This window comes from Shewanella sp. KT0246, assembly GCF_019654955.1.
Taxonomy (GTDB): Bacteria; Pseudomonadota; Gammaproteobacteria; order Enterobacterales; family Shewanellaceae; genus Shewanella; species Shewanella goraebulensis.
In genome coordinates, this window is sequence record NZ_BPEV01000002.1 from 120,709 (window position 1) to 142,839 (window position 22,131).

At 40.7% G+C, this 22,131-nt stretch carries 13 protein-coding genes; 10 read left to right on the plus strand and 3 right to left on the minus strand.

What is annotated here, in order from left to right; genetic code table 11:
• The first annotated feature begins 325 nt into the window (after positions 1-325).
• From K5Q58_RS01620 to K5Q58_RS01635, 4 genes are all read left to right on the plus strand, one after another.
• The gene (locus tag K5Q58_RS01620; RefSeq protein WP_220752057.1) at positions 326-841 is read left to right on the plus strand and encodes an RNA polymerase sigma factor; all 516 of its coding nucleotides are present in this window, start codon (positions 326-328) and stop codon (positions 839-841) included.
• Positions 838-1,458, plus strand: coding sequence for a hypothetical protein (locus K5Q58_RS01625; protein WP_220751901.1), 621 nt, complete (start codon positions 838-840; stop codon positions 1,456-1,458). Before K5Q58_RS01620 ends, K5Q58_RS01625 begins: the two co-directional genes overlap by 4 nt.
• A complete protein-coding gene (locus K5Q58_RS01630; protein WP_220751903.1) occupies positions 1,455-2,414 on the plus strand; it encodes a DUF4097 family beta strand repeat-containing protein in 960 nt (319 codons plus the stop codon). The genes K5Q58_RS01625 and K5Q58_RS01630 overlap by 4 nt, the downstream gene beginning before the upstream one ends.
• Positions 2,415-2,595: 181 nt before the next feature.
• Positions 2,596-3,543, plus strand: a complete 948-nt coding sequence (locus K5Q58_RS01635; RefSeq protein WP_055026425.1) for a LysR family transcriptional regulator — start codon at positions 2,596-2,598, stop codon at positions 3,541-3,543.
• A gap of 234 nt (positions 3,544-3,777) precedes the next feature.
• Here K5Q58_RS01635 and K5Q58_RS01640 read toward each other — a convergent pair whose 3' ends face one another.
• A complete protein-coding gene (locus K5Q58_RS01640) occupies positions 3,778-4,680 on the minus strand; it encodes a LysR family transcriptional regulator (protein WP_220751905.1) in 903 nt (300 codons plus the stop codon).
• Positions 4,681-5,123: 443 nt separating this feature from the next.
• Here K5Q58_RS01640 and K5Q58_RS01645 point away from each other — a divergent pair, with 443 nt between their 5' ends.
• Positions 5,124-10,145, plus strand: coding sequence for a S8 family serine peptidase (locus K5Q58_RS01645; RefSeq protein WP_220751906.1), 5,022 nt, complete (start codon positions 5,124-5,126; stop codon positions 10,143-10,145).
• Between the two features lie 131 nt (positions 10,146-10,276).
• Here K5Q58_RS01645 and K5Q58_RS01650 read toward each other — a convergent pair whose 3' ends face one another.
• A complete protein-coding gene (locus tag K5Q58_RS01650; RefSeq protein ID WP_220751908.1) occupies positions 10,277-11,233 on the minus strand; it encodes a LysR family transcriptional regulator in 957 nt (318 codons plus the stop codon).
• A gap of 455 nt (positions 11,234-11,688) precedes the next feature.
• Here K5Q58_RS01650 and K5Q58_RS21230 point away from each other — a divergent pair, with 455 nt between their 5' ends.
• Entirely contained in the window at positions 11,689-16,665 is a 4,977-nt protein-coding gene (locus K5Q58_RS21230; protein ID WP_220751910.1) for a S8 family serine peptidase, read from the plus strand.
• A 102-nt stretch (positions 16,666-16,767) separates the two neighbouring features.
• Here the strand turns inward: K5Q58_RS21230 and rsuA are convergent, their stop codons facing one another.
• Positions 16,768-17,460 carry a 16S rRNA pseudouridine(516) synthase RsuA gene (gene rsuA / locus K5Q58_RS01660; RefSeq protein ID WP_220751912.1) on the minus strand — a complete coding sequence of 231 codons (693 nt, stop codon included), beginning with the start codon at positions 17,458-17,460 and terminating at the stop codon, positions 16,768-16,770.
• 321 nt (positions 17,461-17,781) lie between these two features.
• On the opposite strand from rsuA, the gene K5Q58_RS01665 reads away from it, so the two are divergent.
• From K5Q58_RS01665 to K5Q58_RS01680, 4 genes are all read left to right on the plus strand, one after another.
• Positions 17,782-19,854 carry a M13 family metallopeptidase gene (locus tag K5Q58_RS01665; RefSeq protein ID WP_220751914.1) on the plus strand — a complete coding sequence of 691 codons (2,073 nt, stop codon included), beginning with the start codon at positions 17,782-17,784 and terminating at the stop codon, positions 19,852-19,854.
• Positions 19,855-20,140: 286 nt separating this feature from the next.
• The gene (locus tag K5Q58_RS01670; protein WP_220751916.1) at positions 20,141-20,935 is read left to right on the plus strand and encodes a RelA/SpoT domain-containing protein; all 795 of its coding nucleotides are present in this window, start codon (positions 20,141-20,143) and stop codon (positions 20,933-20,935) included.
• Between the two features lie 153 nt (positions 20,936-21,088).
• On the plus strand, positions 21,089-21,493 hold the full coding sequence (locus K5Q58_RS01675; protein WP_220751918.1) for an SMI1/KNR4 family protein: 405 nt from the start codon (positions 21,089-21,091) through the stop codon (positions 21,491-21,493).
• 69 nt (positions 21,494-21,562) lie between these two features.
• On the plus strand, positions 21,563-22,063 hold the full coding sequence (locus K5Q58_RS01680; RefSeq protein ID WP_220751920.1) for a DUF4447 family protein: 501 nt from the start codon (positions 21,563-21,565) through the stop codon (positions 22,061-22,063).
• Positions 22,064-22,131 lie beyond the last annotated feature (68 nt).

Consider the following 22,131-nt stretch of genomic DNA (forward strand, 5'->3'; position numbering starts at 1 on the left):
TATCCTTCAGGTACATTAAAAATATAGATGCTTAACTCAGTATTAGACAATTTTTAAGCAAACTAAATTTGTGCTGGAAATACAAGCTATTACTTTATTAGTACAACCTTAACACTGTATATTTATCGACCAAGTAACAATTATCTTCATATATTTTTTAAATACGAGTAAACCTTTTAAGTACTTGCTAATGTCTAATCTAGTAACTCGCACTCAAACGGATAAAACGGTGAACCTGAATTCCAGCAACATCACTGAACATGATCAGCCACTTCAGCAGCAAACGCTTACAGCTGAAACTAGCCATGATCACATCGACGGACCTATGTCTGACGAGGCATTAGTGAACCAAGCAAAATCGGGGAATAAGGCCGCATTTAAAGCCCTCTATCAGCGTCACCAAGGTCGGGTATATGCGATTAGTTTTCGCTTAAGTGGCAGTCATGACCATGCTGACGAAATTTGCCAAGACTGCTTCGTCAGATTATGGCAAAAGTTGGATCAATTTAACGGTGAAAGTCAGTTTACGACTTGGCTGCATAAATTGTCGGTTCATCAAGCCATCAACAGCATGAAAGCCAAACAACGTTTTTGGCATCGTTTTTTACCTGACAGCAATATTGCTGAAGAAAATGAGCAAGACTCAAGTCAACAATACGAGTACCACCGTTTAGATAAATTGATTATGAAGTTACCAGAAAGAACCAGAGTGGTTTTTGTATTAAGCGCCATTGAAGGCTATCAGCATCAGGAAATTGCACAAATATTAAATATTGCAGTGGGTACCAGCAAAGCCCAGTACCACAGAGCAAAACAGATGTTACAGGAGATGCTGTCATGAAAAGAACACAGTCTAAGCTTCTAGAGCAGCAAGATAATAACCAGAATCAACTTGATGAGCTCATTGCAAGCTTGCCAAAAGAGATAACGCCCCCTGTTGATTTATGGCAAAACATTGACGAACGAATCAGTGCTAAAACGACTCATGATATCAGCCATTCAAATAGCGCCAGTCATCAACAGCATTGGAAAATGCTCGCTATGGCTGCAAGTCTCGCTTTTGTGATGGTCTTAGGTTGGAAACTATCAACTTCAGCCGTAACACCCATTCAAGAGCCTTTGACGGTTAACAATGCCTTATCGAATCAGTCAACTGAAGATTTAATCGCATTGGTGGATCAAATTGCTCAGACCCACCAGCAACAAATAGCCGCCTTTGATGACAACAAATATACCGTAGGTATGCAGCTTGATAATCAAGCGAATCCTTTCAATAAAGGGTTTTCAGAACTAGAGCTTGCATCAAAACAGATCCAACAAGCCTTAAAAAATGATCCAAATAACAAGCAGGTATGGGATTTATGGCTTTGGATCATGAAGCGAGAAATCGAATTGTTACAACAGCAGCAACGTACGCCAATTAATACGACTCCACCGACTCAAGGAAATCTAATATGAACGCAAAATTTAGCCAACTGCTAGGCCGCATTATTATCGGCTCTAGTGTGTTATTCACCTCACTCATGGCCCAAGCGGTAGAGCAAGTTGACCGTGAAATTTCGGTTTCAGCTAACCCGCAGATTGAATTAAAAGTTCAGCGTGGGAAAGTAGAAATTATTGGCTGGGATAAAGGTCTCATAAGTGTAAAAGGTCATTTAGATGAGTTATCTGAAGGGTTTATTTTTGAACAGAAAGGCGATGAGGTCATTATCGAAGATAAACTACCAAGTAGCTACCGAGGCAATAATAAACAAGGTTCTAATTTGGTGATTTACGTGCCATCAGAACTAAAGATCGCTGCTGAAGGGGTCTCTGCTGATTATGCGATGGAGAAACTCACCGGTAAAGTCGAGCTATCTTTAGTCAGCGGCAATATGAAAGTCGAAGATATTGAAGGAAAAATCAGCCTTGCTAGCGTATCAGGTAACATCAAAGCAGAAGGACTAAATGGTAAAATTGAGCTAGAAACAGTTTCTGGTGACATCAAAGATAAGGATATTCAAGGTAAAGCAAAATATCGCTTAGTTAGTGGTGAACTTGAGTCTGAAAATAATTTAGTCACTGATTTAAGCATTGATCAAGTTTCTGGTGATGTCGAAGGCAGTTTTATTGCGGCAGAAAAAGTCAAAGTCGTCACAGTAAGCGGTGATATCGAAGTTAAGCTTAGTAACGCGGTATCTAAAGTGTTATTGGATACCGTTAGTGGCGACATTGAAGTCAAGTTTACCAATATGCCTAATTTAACATTTGAAATTGATGGTGGCCCAGGTGGCAAAATTGAAAACCGCTTAACCAGCGATAAACCAATGAAAACTAAATATTCTTCAAGACAGTCTATTCAGTTTAAAACTCAACAAGGTGACGGTAGCTTTAATGCCAGCACAATTAGTGGCAAAGTAAAACTAGAGAAGTAGTCATAAATACTTAGCTAACTTAGCCCTTAATTAAACTCTATTTGATTAAGGGCATTTAGCTCCAAACAATATTTGCGCCCTTTTTTACTATCAATTCAATGTATCAATTACTCACTTTCGACATTTAAGCTCAATGGCAATACACTGAATACACCTTGTTTCGGCATTGCTATTAAATTTAATGAATAAAACGCCATTTGAAGCTCTCGATCTTAATTTGATCAATGTTTTTTTCATTTTATATGAAGAGCTAAACACCCATAAAGCAGCCGAAAGGCTCCACATCAGCCAACCTGCTGTGAGTAGAGCATTACAGAAGTTACGTGATGCTTTTAACGACCCCATATTTGTTAAAACCAGACACGGCTTAACTGCAACCGATAAAGCCCATTATTTAGCGCAAAAGTTGCCTAATACTTGGCAAGAGCTGACCGATATTATTAACCACATGGAAGAGTTTGAGCTTAAGGCGCTCACGGGTAAAATTAATGTCACTCTGCACCCTGCTCTCATAGGATTAATTAGTGACCAATTATTTTTAGCCTTGCATCAATTAGCACCAAAAATTGAATTAGTGGTTTCGGTGTGGAGTAGTAACACAGAGCAAGAGTTACTATCAGGTAAGCAAGATATCGCCGTCACAATGGTTGAACCTGATTTTTCCAAAGAAATGACAGTTAGGACATTACCAAAGTTATTTGCCAAAGCTTATTTAAACAAGCAACATCCTTTAGCGAGGCATGTCATTAATGAACAATCATTTGCCGATTATCCACTAGCTGTTTTACATGTGACAGGGTGGAACGAAAATACAACCTATGTTGAAAAGTATCTTAGAAATGCTGGATTAACACCGAAGATAGCTTATCGAAGTCCGCATCCTGATTCAGTATTAAGTGTGGTTTCGCAAACTCATTTAATTCATGCAGCAGGTGCGCAATACCACGGCATTAATACTGATAAAGTGTGTAGTAAAATTATTCATATCAATAACAAACCTGTCGAGCTGAATAGCTATTTTTGTCATCACTATCGCCATAGAAACAAACCGTTATTTCAGTGGCTATTCGACACGATTGAGGCAATAGTTAAGCAACAACATTTATCAGAGAGAAACCTGTCGAGCTGAATAGCTATTATTGTCATCACTATCGCCATAGAAACAAACCGTTATTTCAGTGGCTATTCGACACGATTGAGGCAATAGTTAAGCAACAACATTTTTCAGAGAGAAACCTGTCGAGCTGAATAGCTATTTTTGTCATCACTATCGCCATAGAAACAAACCGTTGTTTCAGTGGCTATTCGACACGATTGAGGCAATAGTTAAGCAACAACATTTATCTGAGAGAAACCTGTAAAATTAGCACTCTGCTGGATGAATAAAATCGATAAAAGCTTTAGCTGCCGGTGTCAGTTTGCGGCTTTTTAAATACACTATGCTGAACGATGCTCTGATATCTGGCATATCGGTTATCGGCAATGCGACTAACGAGCCATTAACGAGCTCTTTTTTGACCGAAACATCTGGTGCTAAAGAAACTAAGTCACATTCGCTCAATGACTCTTTAATTGCTTGAAACTGCTCAAATTTAACCAAACCAGAAAATCCTTTACGATACTTATTGAACAGGTCGCCAAATTGATCATATAGGGTCTTAGGTAAGGCTGATGGAATAGCAATGGGATACTGCTTAATATCAGCTAAATTCAGTGGATTTATTCGTGTTAATGGATGCGCTTTACGACAGCAAAAAATAGCTTGAAAACTCGGCAGCGGCACCACCTCAATATCATCTCTGTGCTCTAACTCTGTCGCTTTAGTTTCTGCAATAAATAGTGAGACCTCAGCTTTGCATAGCTGCTGATAAAGCGATAACCAATTGCCCACTTTTAATTCTACGTTAACATTGGGGAAAGTATGAATAAACTGACCAATACTTGGCCCGACGATGCTGTTTAATGGGATAGCACTGGCGCCAATAATTAACTCACCCGTTTCAAGCCCCTGAACTGCTTGTATTTCGCGCTTTAAAAAGTCGACATCGCGTATTATTCGGCTGCCATGTTCAACAACAATCTCACCAAATGGCGTTAATCTCACAGACCGAGAAGTTCGCTCTAATAATTTAGCTCCCAATAAGTCTTCCATCTTTTGGATACTTCGAGATAACGAAGGTTGAGCTAAATTTAATTCCAATGCTGCTCGATGAAAATGCTTTAAATCAGCAACAACAAGAAAATGTTTTAAATGACGCAATTCCATAATAACCCCAATTTAAATAAGAACATAAATAATTAATAGCATTCACGTCAACTTACTATTAAAAAACAATTTATAAAAACAAACTAAAAAATTAAAAAATTAATTTATTAATTGAATATTAACTACAAACACAATAACAAATCAATATAAATAACAATCAAACCAAAATTAACATAAACCACTGTTTAAAAAGGAAATAACTTAAAATTAATACGTATCAAAATGTATCAGTTAATATTAAATTAATCGATTACCTATAAACATTAGTCCGATTCAAAAAATGTATTAATAAAATAAAAAACAAAACATCAATTAATAGTTTTCATGCATCATTAAATGCTTAATTTCTCATTGGATTATTAATTAACAATTTTGCAAACTCTATTTAACTGTCAAATATATTCATTTGCAGTTATTAAAATAATAATTAATAGGGAAGCATCATGAAATTAAAAAAATTATCACTCATGACATTGGCTGCAATATATGCGGGCGGTGTTGGTAGTGTTGCTGCAAGTAGCCCTTCATCTGCAAATGATAATGTGCAATTGCAAGGCGTTAACTTAATGGAAATGTACCTCGCCCAGAAGGAAACTCAGGCAAGAATGGGTACCGATACAACTGCGCCGCTACGACGTGGTGACATGCGCAATATTCATTTCCAAGCTAAGCAAGCAAAAGACAAGTTTCAAATTGAACAAGGAATTGTTGGCAAACAGACCTACATAGTAAGAATGCATGGCAATTCTGTAGCAACTTACAAAGGTGATATTCCAGGTTTACAAGCAACTCAGGCTACAATCAATAATAAAAATACCAAACTATTCACGGCGGGAGTCGCCACTGGCGCAAGTGTTAATGCCATTGATGCTTATACCAATCACTTACTATCAAAACAGCAAAGTCTTATTCAAAAAGCGGGCTTAGAGGTAAAGCAACAATTTACCTTAGCTGCGAACGCTTTTACAGTTGAAATGACCCAAGAAGAAGCAATGCAACTGTCTACCATGTCAGAAATTGCTTACATTCAACGTTCAAAAATCTATCAATTACATACCGATGTTGGTCCTGAGCATATAGGCGCAACTGGAGTTTGGGATGGTACCTCCACTGCAGATGGTACAGCCTACCAAGGTGAAGGCATGATAGTCGGTATTATCGATACAGGCATCAATACTGATCACCCTTCTTTTGCTGCCGTTGGCGGTGATGGTTTTGAACACACCAATCCATTAGGGCAAGGAAATTATCTCGGGGATTGTAGTCTTGAGGAGTTTGCAGTCCGCTGTAATGATAAATTAATTGGTGTATATACTCACAAAGACATTACAGCTGAATTTAAAGATGAATGGGGAAACCCATTAGCACCAGATTTTGGTGAAGATTTTCAAGGCCATGGTAGCCATGTAGCAGGCACAGTTGCGGGTAATGTTTTATATGATGTAGATGTCGTTGGTTCACAACTTGGCGGTGGTCCTGGTAATCCCATTGGCGTGCAAATGCCATCAATTTCAGGCGTTGCACCACATGCAAATATCATCTCATACCAAGTGTGTATGGTAAGTGGCGGCTGTTCTGGCGATGCCATGTTATTTGCTATCGAGCAAGCGATTAAAGACGGTGTTGATGTCATCAACATGTCTATTGGTGGCAGTGAAAGCTTCCCGTGGGATGATGCGTTTGAAATGGCGTTTCTTTCGGCCCGAGAAGCGGGTGTCGCTGTTGCACTATCTGCAGGTAATTCTGGCGCGGCAAATGGTGAAGACTCACTTTATACCGTCGACCACACATCACCTTGGGTGTTGAACGTTGCAGCAACGACGCATGCACGCTCAATTGCGATTGAAGATAAAGCACTAGATAATTTTGTCGGTGGCGACGAAACGCTAGTTCCAGATAGGCTGGATGCCGCTGGTATTTCAGAGTCGTTTACCGGTAACTTTGTTATCGCCGCTGATTTTGGTGATGCACGTTGTAATTCACCTTTCCCTGCCGATACTTTCCAAGCGTCAGACATTGTTATTTGTGAACGTGGTGATATTGCACGCGTTGAAAAAGCTTTAAATGCTGCAGCAGGTGGCGCTGGCGGATTTGTACTTTATAACACTTGGAACGAAGCCGATGACGTCGCTAATGACACTTATGCAATACCAGGTGTACATATCACGGCAAATCAGTGGTATGGCAATTGGCAAACGAAAGGCCTTCAACCTTGGCTTCAATCAGGCAGTGAATTACAAGGCACCATTACCGCATCGACAGCTACGCGCGTTATCACTCCAGAAAATGCCGATCAACTTGCGAGCTTCTCATCTCGTGGCCCATCAAGCACTATTGAAGAGCTATTCTCACCTGGAATTGCGGCGCCAGGCGTCGATATATTTGCCCCATGGAATGATGAAAATCCATTAAACCCGCAAGCAGATACCCGTAACTATAACGCCATTAGCGGCACTTCAATGGCAAGTCCACATGTTGCAGGTGTTATGGCTTTAGTGCGTCAAGCAAACCCAAGTTGGACAGCATCAGAAGTGCAATCGGCATTACAAATGACCGCCGATAGCCAAGCGATTAAAACCGTTCACCCTTATGATCGAAAAGTCGAAATAGCAGGTCCATATAGAGCAGGACATGGCCTAGTCAATGTTGAACACGCAATTAATAGTGGTCTAGTCATGGATGAGACTGCAGAAAACTTTCGCAGAGCCAACCCACAAAATGGTGGTCAGGTGCGTGAGCTTAATTTACCGCAACTTATTAATAAAGATTGTGGTTTAAGCTGTAGCTGGATCCGTACAGTTAAAGCAACCCGCGATGGAACATGGAGTGCTGAAGCACAATATTCTGATCGCTCGCCTCTGTTTTGGGATTTTACCTTAGATCCAACCGCAAAAGTTAACGTGACTCCATCAACCTTTACCCTTAAAGCTGGCGAAACGATAGACTTAACTGTCACTAGCCTATTTAAAGAGTCAGACATGGCTTGGTACGATGGTACAGTGCAAACGGCTGCGGGTGAAATTCAATTCACACCTCAAGATCAAACCATTCCTGCTGCACATTGGCCATTTTTGGCAACGTACAACGGAAAAACACTGCCGAATACCATCAATATCACCGCAAACGATGACCAATCTCAGCACGTGATAGCTGATGTCCCGTTTGGCGCACCTAGTTCGAGTTTAACTGGTGTTGCTTATACTCCCGTTGAAGCGACAACCGAAACCTTTGATCTACCTCGCCGTCAGTTTAGTGCGATAACCATTGATGAAGAATTTTATTGGGATACCACATTACCTAACATCAAAACCTTCACTGTCGACGTACCTGAAAACAGCGCAGTATTACGTGCTGAATTACTAGGTCGCGTTGCCTCTGAGACTGACCATCCATTTAACCAGTACCTTCAATCAGATGTTTATATCTTTAGAGATTTCAACAATGATGGGCGTTTACACCAATCTGAAGCCATTTGTGGTTCAATGCTTGGGCAAACAACCAAAGGTCAATTCTGTGCTTTAGAAGAGCCTGAAGCGGGTGAATACACTATCTTAGTAATGAGTGCCTACCCATTATTCCCATACGATAATGTCGATACGATTGAAATGGCTCATGTGGTCATTCCTAAAGAAGCTTCATCAGCTATTAACCTTAATTTTGAAGATACTAGCGAGCTAAATTCTTCATTAACTATCGACTGGAATATGGAGATGGAACAAGGAAAGCATTACTACTCAGCAGCTGCTATTTCAGCAGGTGATAATGCACCAGGTTCTTTAGCAATCGTTCCGTTAAACATTAAGCGCGATGTGAATAGTGTTTCAATTAATAGCTCTCAAGATGCTGCTAGAGTAGGTGACATTATTGATGTGAGTGTTGTGGTTCAGCCTAACTTATCTGGTAATGACCGTTCTTTAGAGCTCGATGCAACATTGTCGGCAGGTCTTAAGTTAGTACCAGGAAGCATCGCTGCAATTGAAGGGCTGACTGAAACTGGAAACGGCTTTAGCTTACTCCGTAGTCAGCTTGATACCTCAGCACGTGAAACCAATTACACCATTACTACAAACCTTGAAGATGCCATGTGTCGTACGCCATTGGATATTGACTATCCTGACGGAACACCAGTAGATGGTGGATACCTAGACTTGGCAAAATTTGGCATTAACGTGTCGTGGGGTAGCTTCTTTGAAACCACTGAGTGGGGCGGAAACTGGGTTCATGATGTTGAAATGCCATTAAACGCAGGTACATTGACTCCATTTGATAATCAGGATTACTTTAGTACTGACTCTATGATTCTAAGTTCTAAAGGTTGGTTGCAATTAGATACGGGCAACTATAACCCTTGGGATTTTGTCCCTATGAATATGTACTTAGAGCTTCCAACTAATGATTATTCAACTCCACCAGATTTTATCATTGCGCCTTTATGGGGCGGCTTAGATGCTACAGACCCTATGGCCATGTTTGGTCCACAAAAGTGGACATTGGCGATGTATGAGCAAAGCTGGGATATCAGCCAAGAAAAAGGCGTGACACTAGCCTTTGCGGATGATTTCACCATCATTGAATGGAATAAAGCAGCAACTCATGACAAGAGCTGGGATGAAAACTGGAATACAGTGATAACCCCAAGAAATGATAGCTATGATTACCAAGTATTTCTGAAAAATAATACCGGTCATGCGCCAGGTGAATATGAAATTGTTATGGCATATAACAACATCGATTTTGCAGGTGAAGCGGGTGAAGGCTCAATTGGTGTGCGTGGTTATAATGGCCCTCGTGGCACGTATGGCCCATTAAAAGGCCACACTGGTGTGAGCTATGCCTTCAATGATCTTGAAGACAAAGTGTCTAACAACCTAGTGGTGTGTTATGACATTACCGGCCCAAGTGACAGTATTGTGGTTGTGAATATGCAAGCTGAAGTCACAACAGACGCCCTTGGCGTTAATCAAAGCGTCACCGTTACTGGTGATATCGAAGGTATTGCTAATGCCAATGCAGAGCAAATGATTAATGTCGCCTCAAATATCATTATGTCTGATATTAGCGATAAAATGACTAATGAAAACACCACACTCGAAGGTATTAAAGTGACTTATGCTGATAACGATGGTGGCGTTTCTGCCAACACCATTACAGTTACGGGTGACAATATTACCGCGGTCGTGAACGGTCATACTTCGGGCTCAAGCTTTGACATTACGCCTGCAGCTGACTTTTGGGGTGAAACAATGGTCACAGTTACAGTATCTGACAATATTTTCCCTAATGACATGAGCTCCACAAGCTTCATGCTGACGGTAAACTCAGATGGTATTGAGCCAACGCCACCAGCAGCAGAAAACCCAATTGAGCCAGAAGCACCCAAATCTGATTCTGGCGGTAGCTTAGGTTTGTGGAGTTTGTTATTGATGTTGGGATTAACGACCATCCGTCGTCAAAAACGTCATTAAGCTCAATACCTTCACATAATATGTCAATGCGATATCGATAAAATCAAAAGGCCTTCATATGAAGGCCTTTTTCGTTATGCAAACACATTATATAACCTGTTGTAAGCAACTCAGTCACACAATGCATGAAATCAAGCCTGCACAGTTTCTTGCTTTTCATTTTGCATTGGTGACTCCAATTTAACATCCTCTGCACGCTTAACCAGAAAATCAATAAAACCCTCAGCGGCATTAGAGTGAGATTTTTCTTTTAACGACACCACGCTAAATCGTGCATAAATCAGTGGCATGATATAGGGTGACAATTCAACCAGAACTCCTTTTTCAAGCTGGTTTCTCACCGAAATCTCAGGAGTTAAAGCAACTAAATCACCATTAATTATGGACTCTTTAATAGGATGAAATTGATCAAAACGCACCATACCAGAAAAGTCTTCCCGTTGTTGCTTAAACAAATCCTCAAACGCATCGGCAATGGATTTCGGCATATGACGCGGAATAGCTAATGGGTAATCTCTAAATGAAGGCAAAAATAACCGTTGTAGTTGCGTTAACGGATGATCGGGGCGACAGCAAAATATCACTTTAAATGGCGGTAATTCGGTCACCTTTAATAATTCACTTTTCTCAAGTTCAGTGATTTTTGTTTCAGCAACAAAAAAATCAATATCGCCGTATATCAACTGTTGATATAAGTCCTCCCAAGGGGCGACTTTTAACTCAACACTCATATCAGCATAATGGCGTAAAAACTGACCGACAATTGGACCAACAAGACTATTTGACGGTATTGGACTCGCTCCCACACGCAGTTCTTTGTTATCAAAACCTTGGAACAAAGTTACCTCTTGCTCCATTTCTTCAAACTCTTTAAGAATTTTTTGACCATGCTTAAGTAAAACTTGCCCTAGCGCCGTGACCGAAACCGATTTTGAGTCTCGATTTAATAATTGCCCACCAATCAGCATTTCGAGTCGCTGAATACTCTTAGATAATGAAGGTTGGGTAATATTGAGTACTTCAGCCGCTTTATTGAAATGTTTCACCTCTGCAAGCAACACAAAATGCTTAATATGCCTCAGCTCCATATGCTTATCCTCCCCGATGTTGAACATTTAAAAATTATTAAATTCGGCTCTAATTTTCAAAATGCAAAACACATTAATTCTCTTGTTATTTGGGTAACAAGACCTTAGCAAAAGCAAATAACTAATCAATCACAAACAAGCCTCCATTCTGTGACCATTTATATCCCAAAGAACACTTTTAGCCACAAATTAACATTGGCAACCTAAATGTAACAATCAAACATCAAGCAATACAAATAAAATTAAAAACAAACAAAACAATACGTTAAACATTAACACCATACGTTAACACACCCTTAACAAATGATTTTTTGCATCAAAATTTCTCTTTATGCATTCCATTTGAGCATTTATGCATAGCTCAAAGACATTGGATGTCGATTGTTCTGAAAGATAAAAAGGGAAAGACAGGATTGTGCTTGACCTGCTCAAACAACAATAATAGGGAAGGTTTCATGAAACTAAAAAAAATAAGTCTGATGACTATGGCTGCAATATATGCAGCTGGGGCAGGTTCCGTTGCTGCTTCTGTTAATGACAATAACAACATGCGTAGTATCGAAATTACCGATGCGATTATAAAATATAATGAAGATTTAAGAAGTGGCAAAAGTAGAGCTGGCAACAGCCTTTCACGTCCAACCAGTAACGGGAAAAATGTTCATCGAGCAATTGCAACAACCCAAAACAGTAAAGTTCCTTTTCAATACCAAGCAAACCTTCAAGGTGAGCAAACTTATATTATTGAGCTAAGTGATAAACCTGTGTCTCTATATCGTGGAGACAATTCGCAATTTCAAGCCACTTCTCCAAAAATGAGCACGGTTCCAACTATGCTCAACCCTCGCGGTTACAACAAGCTTGATATCAACAGTACTGCGGTTAAAAGTTACAGCCAATATCTGTCCAGCAAACAAGATCAAGTGCTATCACAGATCTCTGCCAATGTGGGTGGTCAATTAAATGTCAAAAGTCGCTATACCTTAGCTTTTAATGGTATGTCTCTTAAAATGACTCAAGAGCAAGCAGCAAGAGTGGCTGAATTACCTGGCGTGAGAAACGTCAGTATCGAAAAAATTTATGAGCTTCATACTGATAATGGACCGCAACACATTGGTGCAGAAGGCCTATGGACAGGCAGTGCAGCTGACGATAAATACAAAGGTGAAGGTATCGTCATTGGTGTACTAGATACCGGTATTAATTCTGATCACCCATCATTTGCTGCAACTGCAGGTGACGGATATGTGCATCAAATGCCTGATCGTTACAACAGTTACTTGGGCGATTGTGAAAAAGCCGAATTTGCTAGCATGTGTAATGATAAGCTCATTGGTATTCGTTCATATGATTCAATCACTGATAGCTATAAAGACCCAGCTTTTCAACCTGATTTACCGTCTTGGGGAGATTTTGAACCTAAACGCCCTCAAAATGGTGAAGACTATAATGGCCACGGTTCTCATACTGCCTCTACGTCTGCCGGTAATGAGCTATTCAATGTTGACTATGTCATAGCAGAGCCCGGCGAAATAGGCGATGGCAAAGCAACTGACCTAAAATTTGATAAAGTATCAGGGGTGGCTCCTCGCGCTAATATCATTATGTACCAAGTATGTTACCCAGGTGATGGCAGTTACGGTGACTCTTACGGAGGCTGCCCTGGCTCTGCATTGTTATCAGCAATTGAAGATGCCGTTGCTGATGGTGTTGATGTTATCAATTATTCTATTGGTACCACTTATGGCTCATTCCCTTGGGATGACCCGATGGAGCTCGGTTTCCTTGCTGCACGTGAAGCAGGTATTTCCGTTTCAGCTTCTGCAGGCAACTCATATGACCCAGTCTATGCAAGCCAAGCTCGAGGAGCAATTGATCACTTATCCCCTTGGTTAACCTCTGTTGCTGCAACCACCCATAGTCGTGAAGTTACCGTTGAAGGTAAAATGCTTACCGATTCTTCTGGTGGCGATCAGTCATTAGGGGATCTCGTTGGTGGGGGTATTACTGAAGCTTATACCGGCCCTGTTGTTGAAGCTAAAGACTATGGTTATGAGTTTGAAAAATGTAACGAACCCTTCCCTGCAGGCTTTTTCGATGCAGACCCAGATGGCAATCCATTTGTTAGCGCCCCTATTGTTGTCTGTAAACGTGGTGATATACCTCGTGTAACTAAAGCAACCAATATTGAAGCTGGTGGGGCTGGTGGGTTAATTTTGTGGAACTCAGGATATTCAGAAACCACAAACAATGATGCCTACTCTGTTCCGGGCATTAACATCGATTACGGTAGCTATTACGGTAATTATCTAAACGGCTACTACGGTCTACAAAAGTGGCTATCTTCTGGCAGCGATCACATGTTGACTATTACCGCTTCAGAAGTATTGTCTCGCGAGCGCACCCCTGACTATGTCGCTGACTTCTCATCCCGTGGCCCTAACTTTGAAGCACCTGATGTGATGTCACCAAGCCTTGCAGCTCCTGGGGTAGATGTCTATGCCGCTTATGCAGATGAAATGCCATTTAGCTTACAAGGCATGCCTGCTGATTGGGCGGAGATAAGTGGTACTTCAATGGCAGCGCCACATGTAGCAGGAGCCATGGCCTTGCTAACCCAAGCTCACCCTGATTGGACAGCTGCTCAAATTCAGTCAGCCCTAATGACAACAGCTTCAATCGAAAATGCAACTCGTGCGCGTGACGCTTCTCCATATGATCCTGTACCTGCTGGATACAGTGATGCGGGTAGTGGGGTGATTAATGTATCTCGCGCTAACAACGCAACGTTATTGCTTGATGAAACGGCGGATAACTATCGTACAGCAAACCCACGCAATGGCGGTAACATCCATACATTGAACTTACCTTACTTCTATAATGATAGTTGCGCAGGTAGTTGTAGCTGGATGCGAACAGTAACAGCAACAGAAGATGGCACTTGGACTGTCGAGGCACTACCTGAGACTATCGATGGTGCTCCTATGCTTGAGCTAGAGGTCACTCCAAAAACCTTTACCCTAAAAGCAGGTGAATCACAGGCAATTAGTCTTAAAGCTAAAATATTAGAAATTGAAGCAATTGGCGCAGACTCTTCTTCGCTTCAATTAACGGGTTCTGTGAATATCAGTAATACCAACGCAGATAAACCTGTGCAGAAACTACCTGTTGGTGTGCGTTTTAAAGGCGACAATTTACCTCAAGAAGTTTCTGGTATTATTCATCGTGCCCAGGGACATACTCTCACCCCGATGTTAACAACTGATGAAGTCCAATCGTTAAATAGCAAGGTAACAGGATTAACTAAAGGTGAAAAATTCACTTATGAATTACCTATTGCCTTAGAAAGACTATATGAAAACGGTCTAACCGTTGCTGAAATTGAAGCGGGTGGTGCTAAAGTCATTTTCTTTGATGTACCTGAAGGTACTCAACGAATTGTGTGGGAAGTACTGTCTGTTGAAAAACATGCTTTTTCATCAATTGATTTAGGGATGGATATTAATGAGGACGGTGAAATTCAGTGGTTAGATGAAGCACTTTGTTATTCATACACAGATAATGGTGATTACTGTGCTGTTAATAACCCAGCACCTGGTCGCTACTGGGCAATCGCCGCTAACTGGAAATTCGATTATGAAGATCCAAAACAAACCTCAGATGAATTTGTCTTAAGTCTTGGTATTGTCAGCACTTCTGACGAATCAAACATGACCGTCGAAGGTGAAGCTTCTACAGATGGAATTACACCTTATCAACTAACATTAAACTACGACTTACCAGATGCTGTTGAAGGTGATACTTACTACGGTGTTGTTAATTTAGGTACCGATGAATATAACGATTCAAACTTAGGCAATTTCCCTGTCAAACTGACTCACATGGGTTCAGATACAACAATTGAAGCTTCACAAACTGCAGCAAAAGTCGGTGATACTATCGATTTTGTGGTCGAACTTGCACCGAATTTATTAGGTGGTGAAAGGGAGTTTACTCTGAACGCCAATCTAACTGAAGGCATGCAACTGATTGAAGATTCTGTCAGCGTAGGTGGTGTTGGTAACTTTGCAGAAGGTATGACTATTGAAGGTAACAATTTATCTATCAATGCAGTTCAACCTTCTTCAAGTGACATGCCACGCCACTATGTGTTTACCACAAACCTAGAAGACGCAACGTGTAAAGTCCCTTATGGTGAAGACCCATCATTCTTTGATTTACCTTCGCAAGGTCATCAGCATATGAATATTTCGGGTACTGCTAACCAAGTATTTTATATTCCTATGGAAGAAAGCGGCCTACCGTCTATTCCTTTGTATGCTAATCCAGATTTGTTTAGTCAAAATGTCTTAGGGATCTCACCATTTGGGTACATTCAGTTAGATTCTAACCCAGACTTTTGGAATGCTCATCTTCCGTTTAATGAAGCTTTCCAAACGTTCCCTGATACTATTATTGCACCGCTATGGCGAGGTGATGTAGAAATGCCTCAATCTGTGATTGATTGGGTAACCTTCCGTTATAAAAATGCTGTTTATGGTGTCGTGACGAATGATCATTACATCTTCCAGTGGGACGGTGGTCAAGAATGGAATAGCTTCTTAACCGGTAACGTAAATCCAGATCCAGATGCAAAATTCAACATTCAGACCATTATCTCTACTGATATTAGTTTTGATGAAGAAAGCCCTGAAATGATATTTGCATATCACACATTACAGTCTGCAAATGACAATATAGGATCTATAGGCCTGCACGGTTATTGGGGTGAACGAGGTGCATTTGGACCTTCGTTTGGTTACTTAAACGATGGCTTTGCATACAACGATGTCGATGAAAAAGTAACTGAAGGTATGGTTGTATGTGCCGATTATCGCGGGCCAGAACAATCAGCCGTAACCTTAAAATTCTCCGCTCGTGTATCTGCTAATGCGATTGGTGCAGACAGTATGCTGTCGGTGGAAACTCAGTATTCAGATTCTGAATTAGCATCTGTATCTCATACCATTTCAACACCAAGTAACATTACTGTTGCTGATATGGCTGATATGAGCATGGAAGAGAACACCACAATGGAAGGCTTAACCGTGATGTATAATGATGTTAAGGGCACTATCAACGGCATGATGGTCTCTGGTGAGAACATCACAGCTGAAGTAACCGGTGAAACATTCTCGATTACACCAGATGCTGATTGGCACGGGACAACAGAAGTCACAGTGACCGTTCATGACATGGCATACCCATCTGATAGCGGCTCAACAAGCTTCATGCTAACGGTGAACTCTGATGGTGTTGATCCAACCCCACCAGCTGAAGAAGTGACGCCAGATGACACTCCTGCTAAGTCTGATTCAGGCGGTAGCTTAGGGATCTTTAGTCTGATTTTAGTCGGTTTACTAGGCGCAGTTCGTCGCCGTAAACTACACTAAAAAAGCGTTCCAAAACTAGTGTTTGGGCCTTCTACCAAGAAGGCCCTTTTTTTATTTTTGATTTTCAGACATATAGATAGGGTAAATAGACTAAATTTAAGGTTACTTAACAGACTGTATTTCTTCATCCGTTAAAAATCGCCACTCGCCTTCAAGGAGCTCATCTTCCATTTCGATACTTCCAACGGCTTCACGATGAAGGTTAACCACTTTATTACCCACCGCAGCAAACATTCGCTTCACTTGATGATATTTACCTTCGCTGATAGTTAAGCGAGCATGAGTTGCATCGATAATTTCAAGTTCAGCGGGTTTGGTTAGCCCATCTTCACTGCGAAGTTGCACCCCTTCTTTAAAGGTTTCGACTAAAGCCTCATCTAATGGGTCGGCGACTTCAACATAATAACGTTTGCCACAATCTTTTTTAGGTGAAGTGATTTTATGCGACCACAAGCCATCACTGGTGATCAACACAAGTCCAGTAGTATCAACATCGAGACGTCCAGCGATATGTAAAGTGTCGACCTTTTCAATATCCATTAAACTCAACACCGACTGATATTCCTCATCAATTGTTGAGCAGATTATATCGGCAGGCTTATTCATCATAATGTAGCGTTCGCCAATGATGTTTATCTTGCGGCCTTCAATACAGACTTCGGTATCATCACCGACTTTAAAGCTAGCATCCTTGACGACAATGCCATCACAGGTTACTTCACCTGACTTTAAAACCCTTTTTGCCAATGAACGTGTGAGCTCAGTACTTTCACAGATAAACTTATCTAAACGCATTACTACAACCAATTGAGAGTTTAATTAAGCGCTATTATGAGCTGTCAGTAATTAAATGAACATCAAATATTCATCTATCGCTGTAAAACGGTAATTTTTAGTTACATATCTTCCTATTAAAAGCTCACATTTTATCAACAAAAACCAGCTATCCCCTTGTTAAATGACCTTTTCAACACTTAACATAGGATTCACAACTATAAAGACTCATTTTTTATTTACTATTTCTCGTTGGAAGCTCTTTAGCGAGTAAGAGTAAATGAAAAATTAGCATCTAAAGCTCATAGAAGGGCTTATTAAAACAATGCAAAGGGAAACAACATGAAAAAGTTGGTTATTGGAGGTCTTTGTGCCTCCCTTATCGCAGGCCTAAGTGCTTGTAGTAACAATGAAGTTCAAACCACTTCAAAAACAGCCACTGCAGAAGCTGTTCAAACTGCATTAACTTCAGGGATCGATTTTCAAAACATTGATAAATCTGTCCGCCCACAAGATGATTTCTATGAATATGTAAATGGTACTTGGTTAAAAACAGCTGAGATCCCAGGCGATCGTACCAATATTGGTGCCTTTTACGACTTACGTGAAAACGCCCGTGAAGACGTAAAAGCCATTATTGAAGAAGTGGCTGCTATGCCAACTCTAACTGCGGGTTCAGATGAGCAAAAAGTTGCAGATTTGTACCGCTCTTTCATGGATGTAGAGACATTAAATAAGCTTGGTGTCACACCTATTCAAGCTGAGTTTGATAAAATCGCTGCGATTGATTCAAAAGCTGACTTAACCAACTTTTTTGCTTACAGCCAAGTCAATGGTTACGGCACACCACTTGCCTTTTACATTAACGTTGACGCCAAAGACTCAACTCGTTACGCCACGCATATTTGGCAATACGGTCTAAGCCTTCCAGAAAAAGATTACTACTTTAACCAAGAAGAACGTTTCGTTAATATCCGCAAAGCCTATGTTGAGCACATTGAGAAAATGTATAACTTAGCTGGCCTTGCTGATGGTAAAGCGGCAGCCGAATCTATTTTAGCTCTTGAAACCGCCATTGCAGAAAAACATTGGGATGTGGTTGAAACGCGCGATAGCACTAAAACTTACAACAAGATGATGGTGTCAGAATTAGCTGAATTAGCACCAAATATTGACTGGAATCAATACCTAGCCACTATGGGTGTTGCAGACCAAAAAGATATCATTATCAATCAACCTAGCTATGTAAGCGGTTTAAGTGAAGTGATTGGCTCGACCGATTTAGACACTTTAAAAACTTATATGACGTGGAATGTGTTAACTCACTCAGCCAGTAACTTATCTGAAGCCATTGATGCAGAAAACTTTGATTTCTTTGCTAAAACCTTGAACGGTCAAGAAGAACAAGAGTCTCGCTGGAAGCGAGGTGTAAATACCGTTAGCGGCACTTTAGGCGAAGTAGTGGGTAAAGTGTATGTTAAGCGTCACTTCACTTCTGCAGCTAAAGATCGCATGAGTGTTTTAGTTGAAAACTTACGTGGCGCCTACGGTACTAGTATTGATTCATTAGATTGGATGAGCGCTGACACTAAAGTCGCGGCTAAAGATAAATTAGCTAAGTTCAATCCAAAAATTGGTTACCCAGATAAATGGAAAGACTATAGCAAGCTAACCATCAAAGGTGATGATTTAGCCGGTAATGCTAAGCGTGCAAGCATTGAAAGCCACAATAAAGATATTGCCAAATTGGGTGGCCCAATTGATAAGGGTGAGTGGCACATGACGCCACAAACCGTTAATGCTTATTACAATCCAACCATGAATGAAATTGTGTTCCCAGCAGCGATTCTGCAACCGCCATTTTTCAACATGCAAGCAGATGACGCAGTTAACTACGGTGGCATCGGCGCAGTAATCGGCCATGAAATGGGCCATGGGTTTGATGACCAAGGTGCTAAGTTTGATGGCGAAGGTAACATGCGTGATTGGTGGACCGAGTCTGACTTAAAAGCCTTCACAGCTAAAGGTAATGCACTAATCGCTCAATACGACGGTTACCAAGTGTTTGACGACTTACATGTCAACGGTGAACTAACCCTAGGTGAAAACATCGGTGATTTATCAGGTGTGACGATTGCTTATAAAGCTTACCAAATGTCGTTAGACGGTAAAGAAGCACCTGTCATTGACGGTTTAACTGGCGATGAGCGCTTCTTTATGGGCTTCACGCAAATTTGGCGCGTTAAAATGAAGGAAGAAGCTTTGCGTAACCGCGTTGCGACAGATCCGCATTCGCCAGGTCATTTCCGTGCTTTAGGTGCATTATCAAACATGCCTGAATTCTACAGCACTTACGATGTAAAAGAAGGCGATAAGATGTATATCGAGCCAGCTAAACGCGTAAAAATTTGGTAATAAATTAAGCTAACAGCTATTCCAAAAGGAATAAGCATTATTAAAAGGGACATCATTCAGATGTCCTTTTTCTTTTTCTAAAAATTGTAAATCTAACCCAGCTCTACATCCCTGTCACACTATTAAAACTGACTTTGTAAAGAAGCGTAAACCCACCCAATCTCGATAAAATATTCAGCATTGATTCAGCTTCAACCAGTTAAAGTAATCACATATCCCAAAAGGGTTATATATAAAAACTTTATTACTCATGCATTCATTACTTATAGAGTCAGTGGTAACGCAAATGAACAGAATTTTTCGTACCTTTTTTATCTTTTTATTACTGCTTACGACCCGAAATGCGGTTGCAGTGACGGTAGATACCAGCCCTGTTAAACCCATTTATGATGTGAATCATACTCTAATTGATGATTTAGATAGTCTGCTCAACTTAGCCAGCACTTCTGGCACAGCGCCAAAACAATATACAGATAACTTAAACCAATTATTTGAACGAGCACCCTTAGCACAAACCGAATTAACCAATTTACTGAATAACATTAGTCAAGATTGCCATGCACAATTGTTAATACCAGAGATTAAAAGCTACCAACGTGCCCAACTTAAAATTGACCGTAAATTTGATGGTGATGCAAGTTATATAACCGACATAGCCAGAGCAACCTTGGTTGCTGATGACGTTGAAACCTTAATGCGTAGCTATCACGCTTTGGCTGAGACCACTGAAGTTGTGCAAGTTAAAAACCGTTTTGCAGAGCCAAAGGCCTCAGGTTACCGCGATTTAAACTTGCTAGTAAAACTGCCTCAAACCAAGATGATTGTAGAAGTTCAATTACACCTAGCTGAAATTGCCGACATTAAGAGTGGTCCTGAACATCACGTATATGAACAGATTCAAAATATTGAAGCTATAGCACAAACCCAACACCGTGCACTTACAGATATTGAGTTGATGCAAATCGTCAAATTACGTCAGTCATCTCATAAGCTTTACCACAAAGCTTGGCTTGGCTATAAACGCCAGAGTCTTGCTCAATTTGACAACACTCAAATAGGAGAACAGACACAAGCAGCATAACCCCATTTAGTTTCATCTATTTTTCGTAAGACCCCCTTCCTTTCGCACCTTATTTTAAGGTGCTTTTTTTTGTCTTTTTACCGATGAGATAATTGGTTATAGGCGCTATTCAAGCTATACTCCCGCCATTATTGCCGATAACGGGAAACACTGATGAATGACATCATTGAAATGCTTCAAGAGTTAAGCGAAACGGTACCTGTACCACTTGAATTACCGACATTCGAGCAACTGGTAGAAGTTGAAGAACAAATTTTAATTTCACTGCCAAACGACTTAAAAGAATACCTGCTATTTGGCAGTGATGTAATTTACGGCGCCATCGAAATGGTCACCGCATCTGATCCATACTCTCATACCTACTTACCAGAAGTGACCAGCTATGCATGGTCTGTTGGTATGCCAAGAGAATATATTGCTATTTGTCAGCAAGGGGATAACTTTTACTGCATCGATCAAGAAGGCAATGTGCGCTTCTTTAAAAATGGTCGCATGGCAGACATCATGTGGGAATCGCTTTGGGATTGGATCCAAGATATTTGGCTGAAACGCAAATAGCCAACAGCTTATCTTGAAGCTAAAACGCCAAAGACTTCACCAGCAAGAATTGAATTTATAGGAACTACCATGGCTAAATCAAACACCCTAAACGCAATTGAAATGCAGTGCTTACGCTTATCTTTAGGCTTAAGTGTTGAGCAAATTGCTGAGCTAACTAAAAGCACAGCTGAAGCCGTGACAGCTTGGGAAGCCGGTGAAGCCGAAGCGCCAGCTATTGCACAAAAGAAGCTGCTTGAAATTGAAGATACCATTGAGATGCAAGTCCTCAACACCACAGACGGTATCGAAGCATTATTTAAAACAGAGCCAAAGCGTCGCTTAGCCTTTGTGGTGTATCCAACTCAAGCGATTTACACTCAGTACAACCCCGAGTTTTTAAGCTCACTACCTTTTACAGAGCTTTATAATACTGCGGCATGGCGCATCAAAAAAGAGTGTCAAATTGTACTAGAAGTAGAAGTTAGCTTAATCCCACTTGAAGTTGAAGCTTATAAAAGCTTCCGCGCTGATAATGGCATGAGTGAGTCTCGTGAAAGCCGTGCAAAATGGGCTGCGACTCAGCTATAAAGCTGTCTAATGATTAAAAAAGGGAAGCAATTGCTTCCCTTTTTTATATCCATTATTCGGACTAAATC

What these genes read in the sequence shown, in the direction of transcription:
- K5Q58_RS01665 (WP_220751914.1), top strand. Translation starts at nt 17,782, where the DNA reads ATGAAAAAGTTGGTTATTGGAGGTCTTTGTGCCTCCCTTATCGCAGGC.
- K5Q58_RS01680 (WP_220751920.1), top strand. Translation starts at nt 21,563, where the DNA reads ATGGCTAAATCAAACACCCTAAACGCAATTGAAATGCAGTGCTTACGC.
- K5Q58_RS01630 (WP_220751903.1), top strand. Translation starts at nt 1,455, where the DNA reads ATGAACGCAAAATTTAGCCAACTGCTAGGCCGCATTATTATCGGCTCT.
- K5Q58_RS01650 (WP_220751908.1), bottom strand. Translation starts at nt 11,233, where the DNA reads ATGGAGCTGAGGCATATTAAGCATTTTGTGTTGCTTGCAGAGGTGAAA.
- rsuA (WP_220751912.1), bottom strand. Translation starts at nt 17,460, where the DNA reads ATGCGTTTAGATAAGTTTATCTGTGAAAGTACTGAGCTCACACGTTCA.
- K5Q58_RS01645 (WP_220751906.1), top strand. Translation starts at nt 5,124, where the DNA reads ATGAAATTAAAAAAATTATCACTCATGACATTGGCTGCAATATATGCG.
- K5Q58_RS01620 (WP_220752057.1), top strand. Translation starts at nt 326, where the DNA reads ATGTCTGACGAGGCATTAGTGAACCAAGCAAAATCGGGGAATAAGGCC.
- K5Q58_RS01670 (WP_220751916.1), top strand. Translation starts at nt 20,141, where the DNA reads ATGAACAGAATTTTTCGTACCTTTTTTATCTTTTTATTACTGCTTACG.
- K5Q58_RS21230 (WP_220751910.1), top strand. Translation starts at nt 11,689, where the DNA reads ATGAAACTAAAAAAAATAAGTCTGATGACTATGGCTGCAATATATGCA.
- K5Q58_RS01625 (WP_220751901.1), top strand. Translation starts at nt 838, where the DNA reads ATGAAAAGAACACAGTCTAAGCTTCTAGAGCAGCAAGATAATAACCAG.
- K5Q58_RS01635 (WP_055026425.1), top strand. Translation starts at nt 2,596, where the DNA reads ATGAATAAAACGCCATTTGAAGCTCTCGATCTTAATTTGATCAATGTT.
- K5Q58_RS01675 (WP_220751918.1), top strand. Translation starts at nt 21,089, where the DNA reads ATGAATGACATCATTGAAATGCTTCAAGAGTTAAGCGAAACGGTACCT.
- K5Q58_RS01640 (WP_220751905.1), bottom strand. Translation starts at nt 4,680, where the DNA reads ATGGAATTGCGTCATTTAAAACATTTTCTTGTTGTTGCTGATTTAAAG.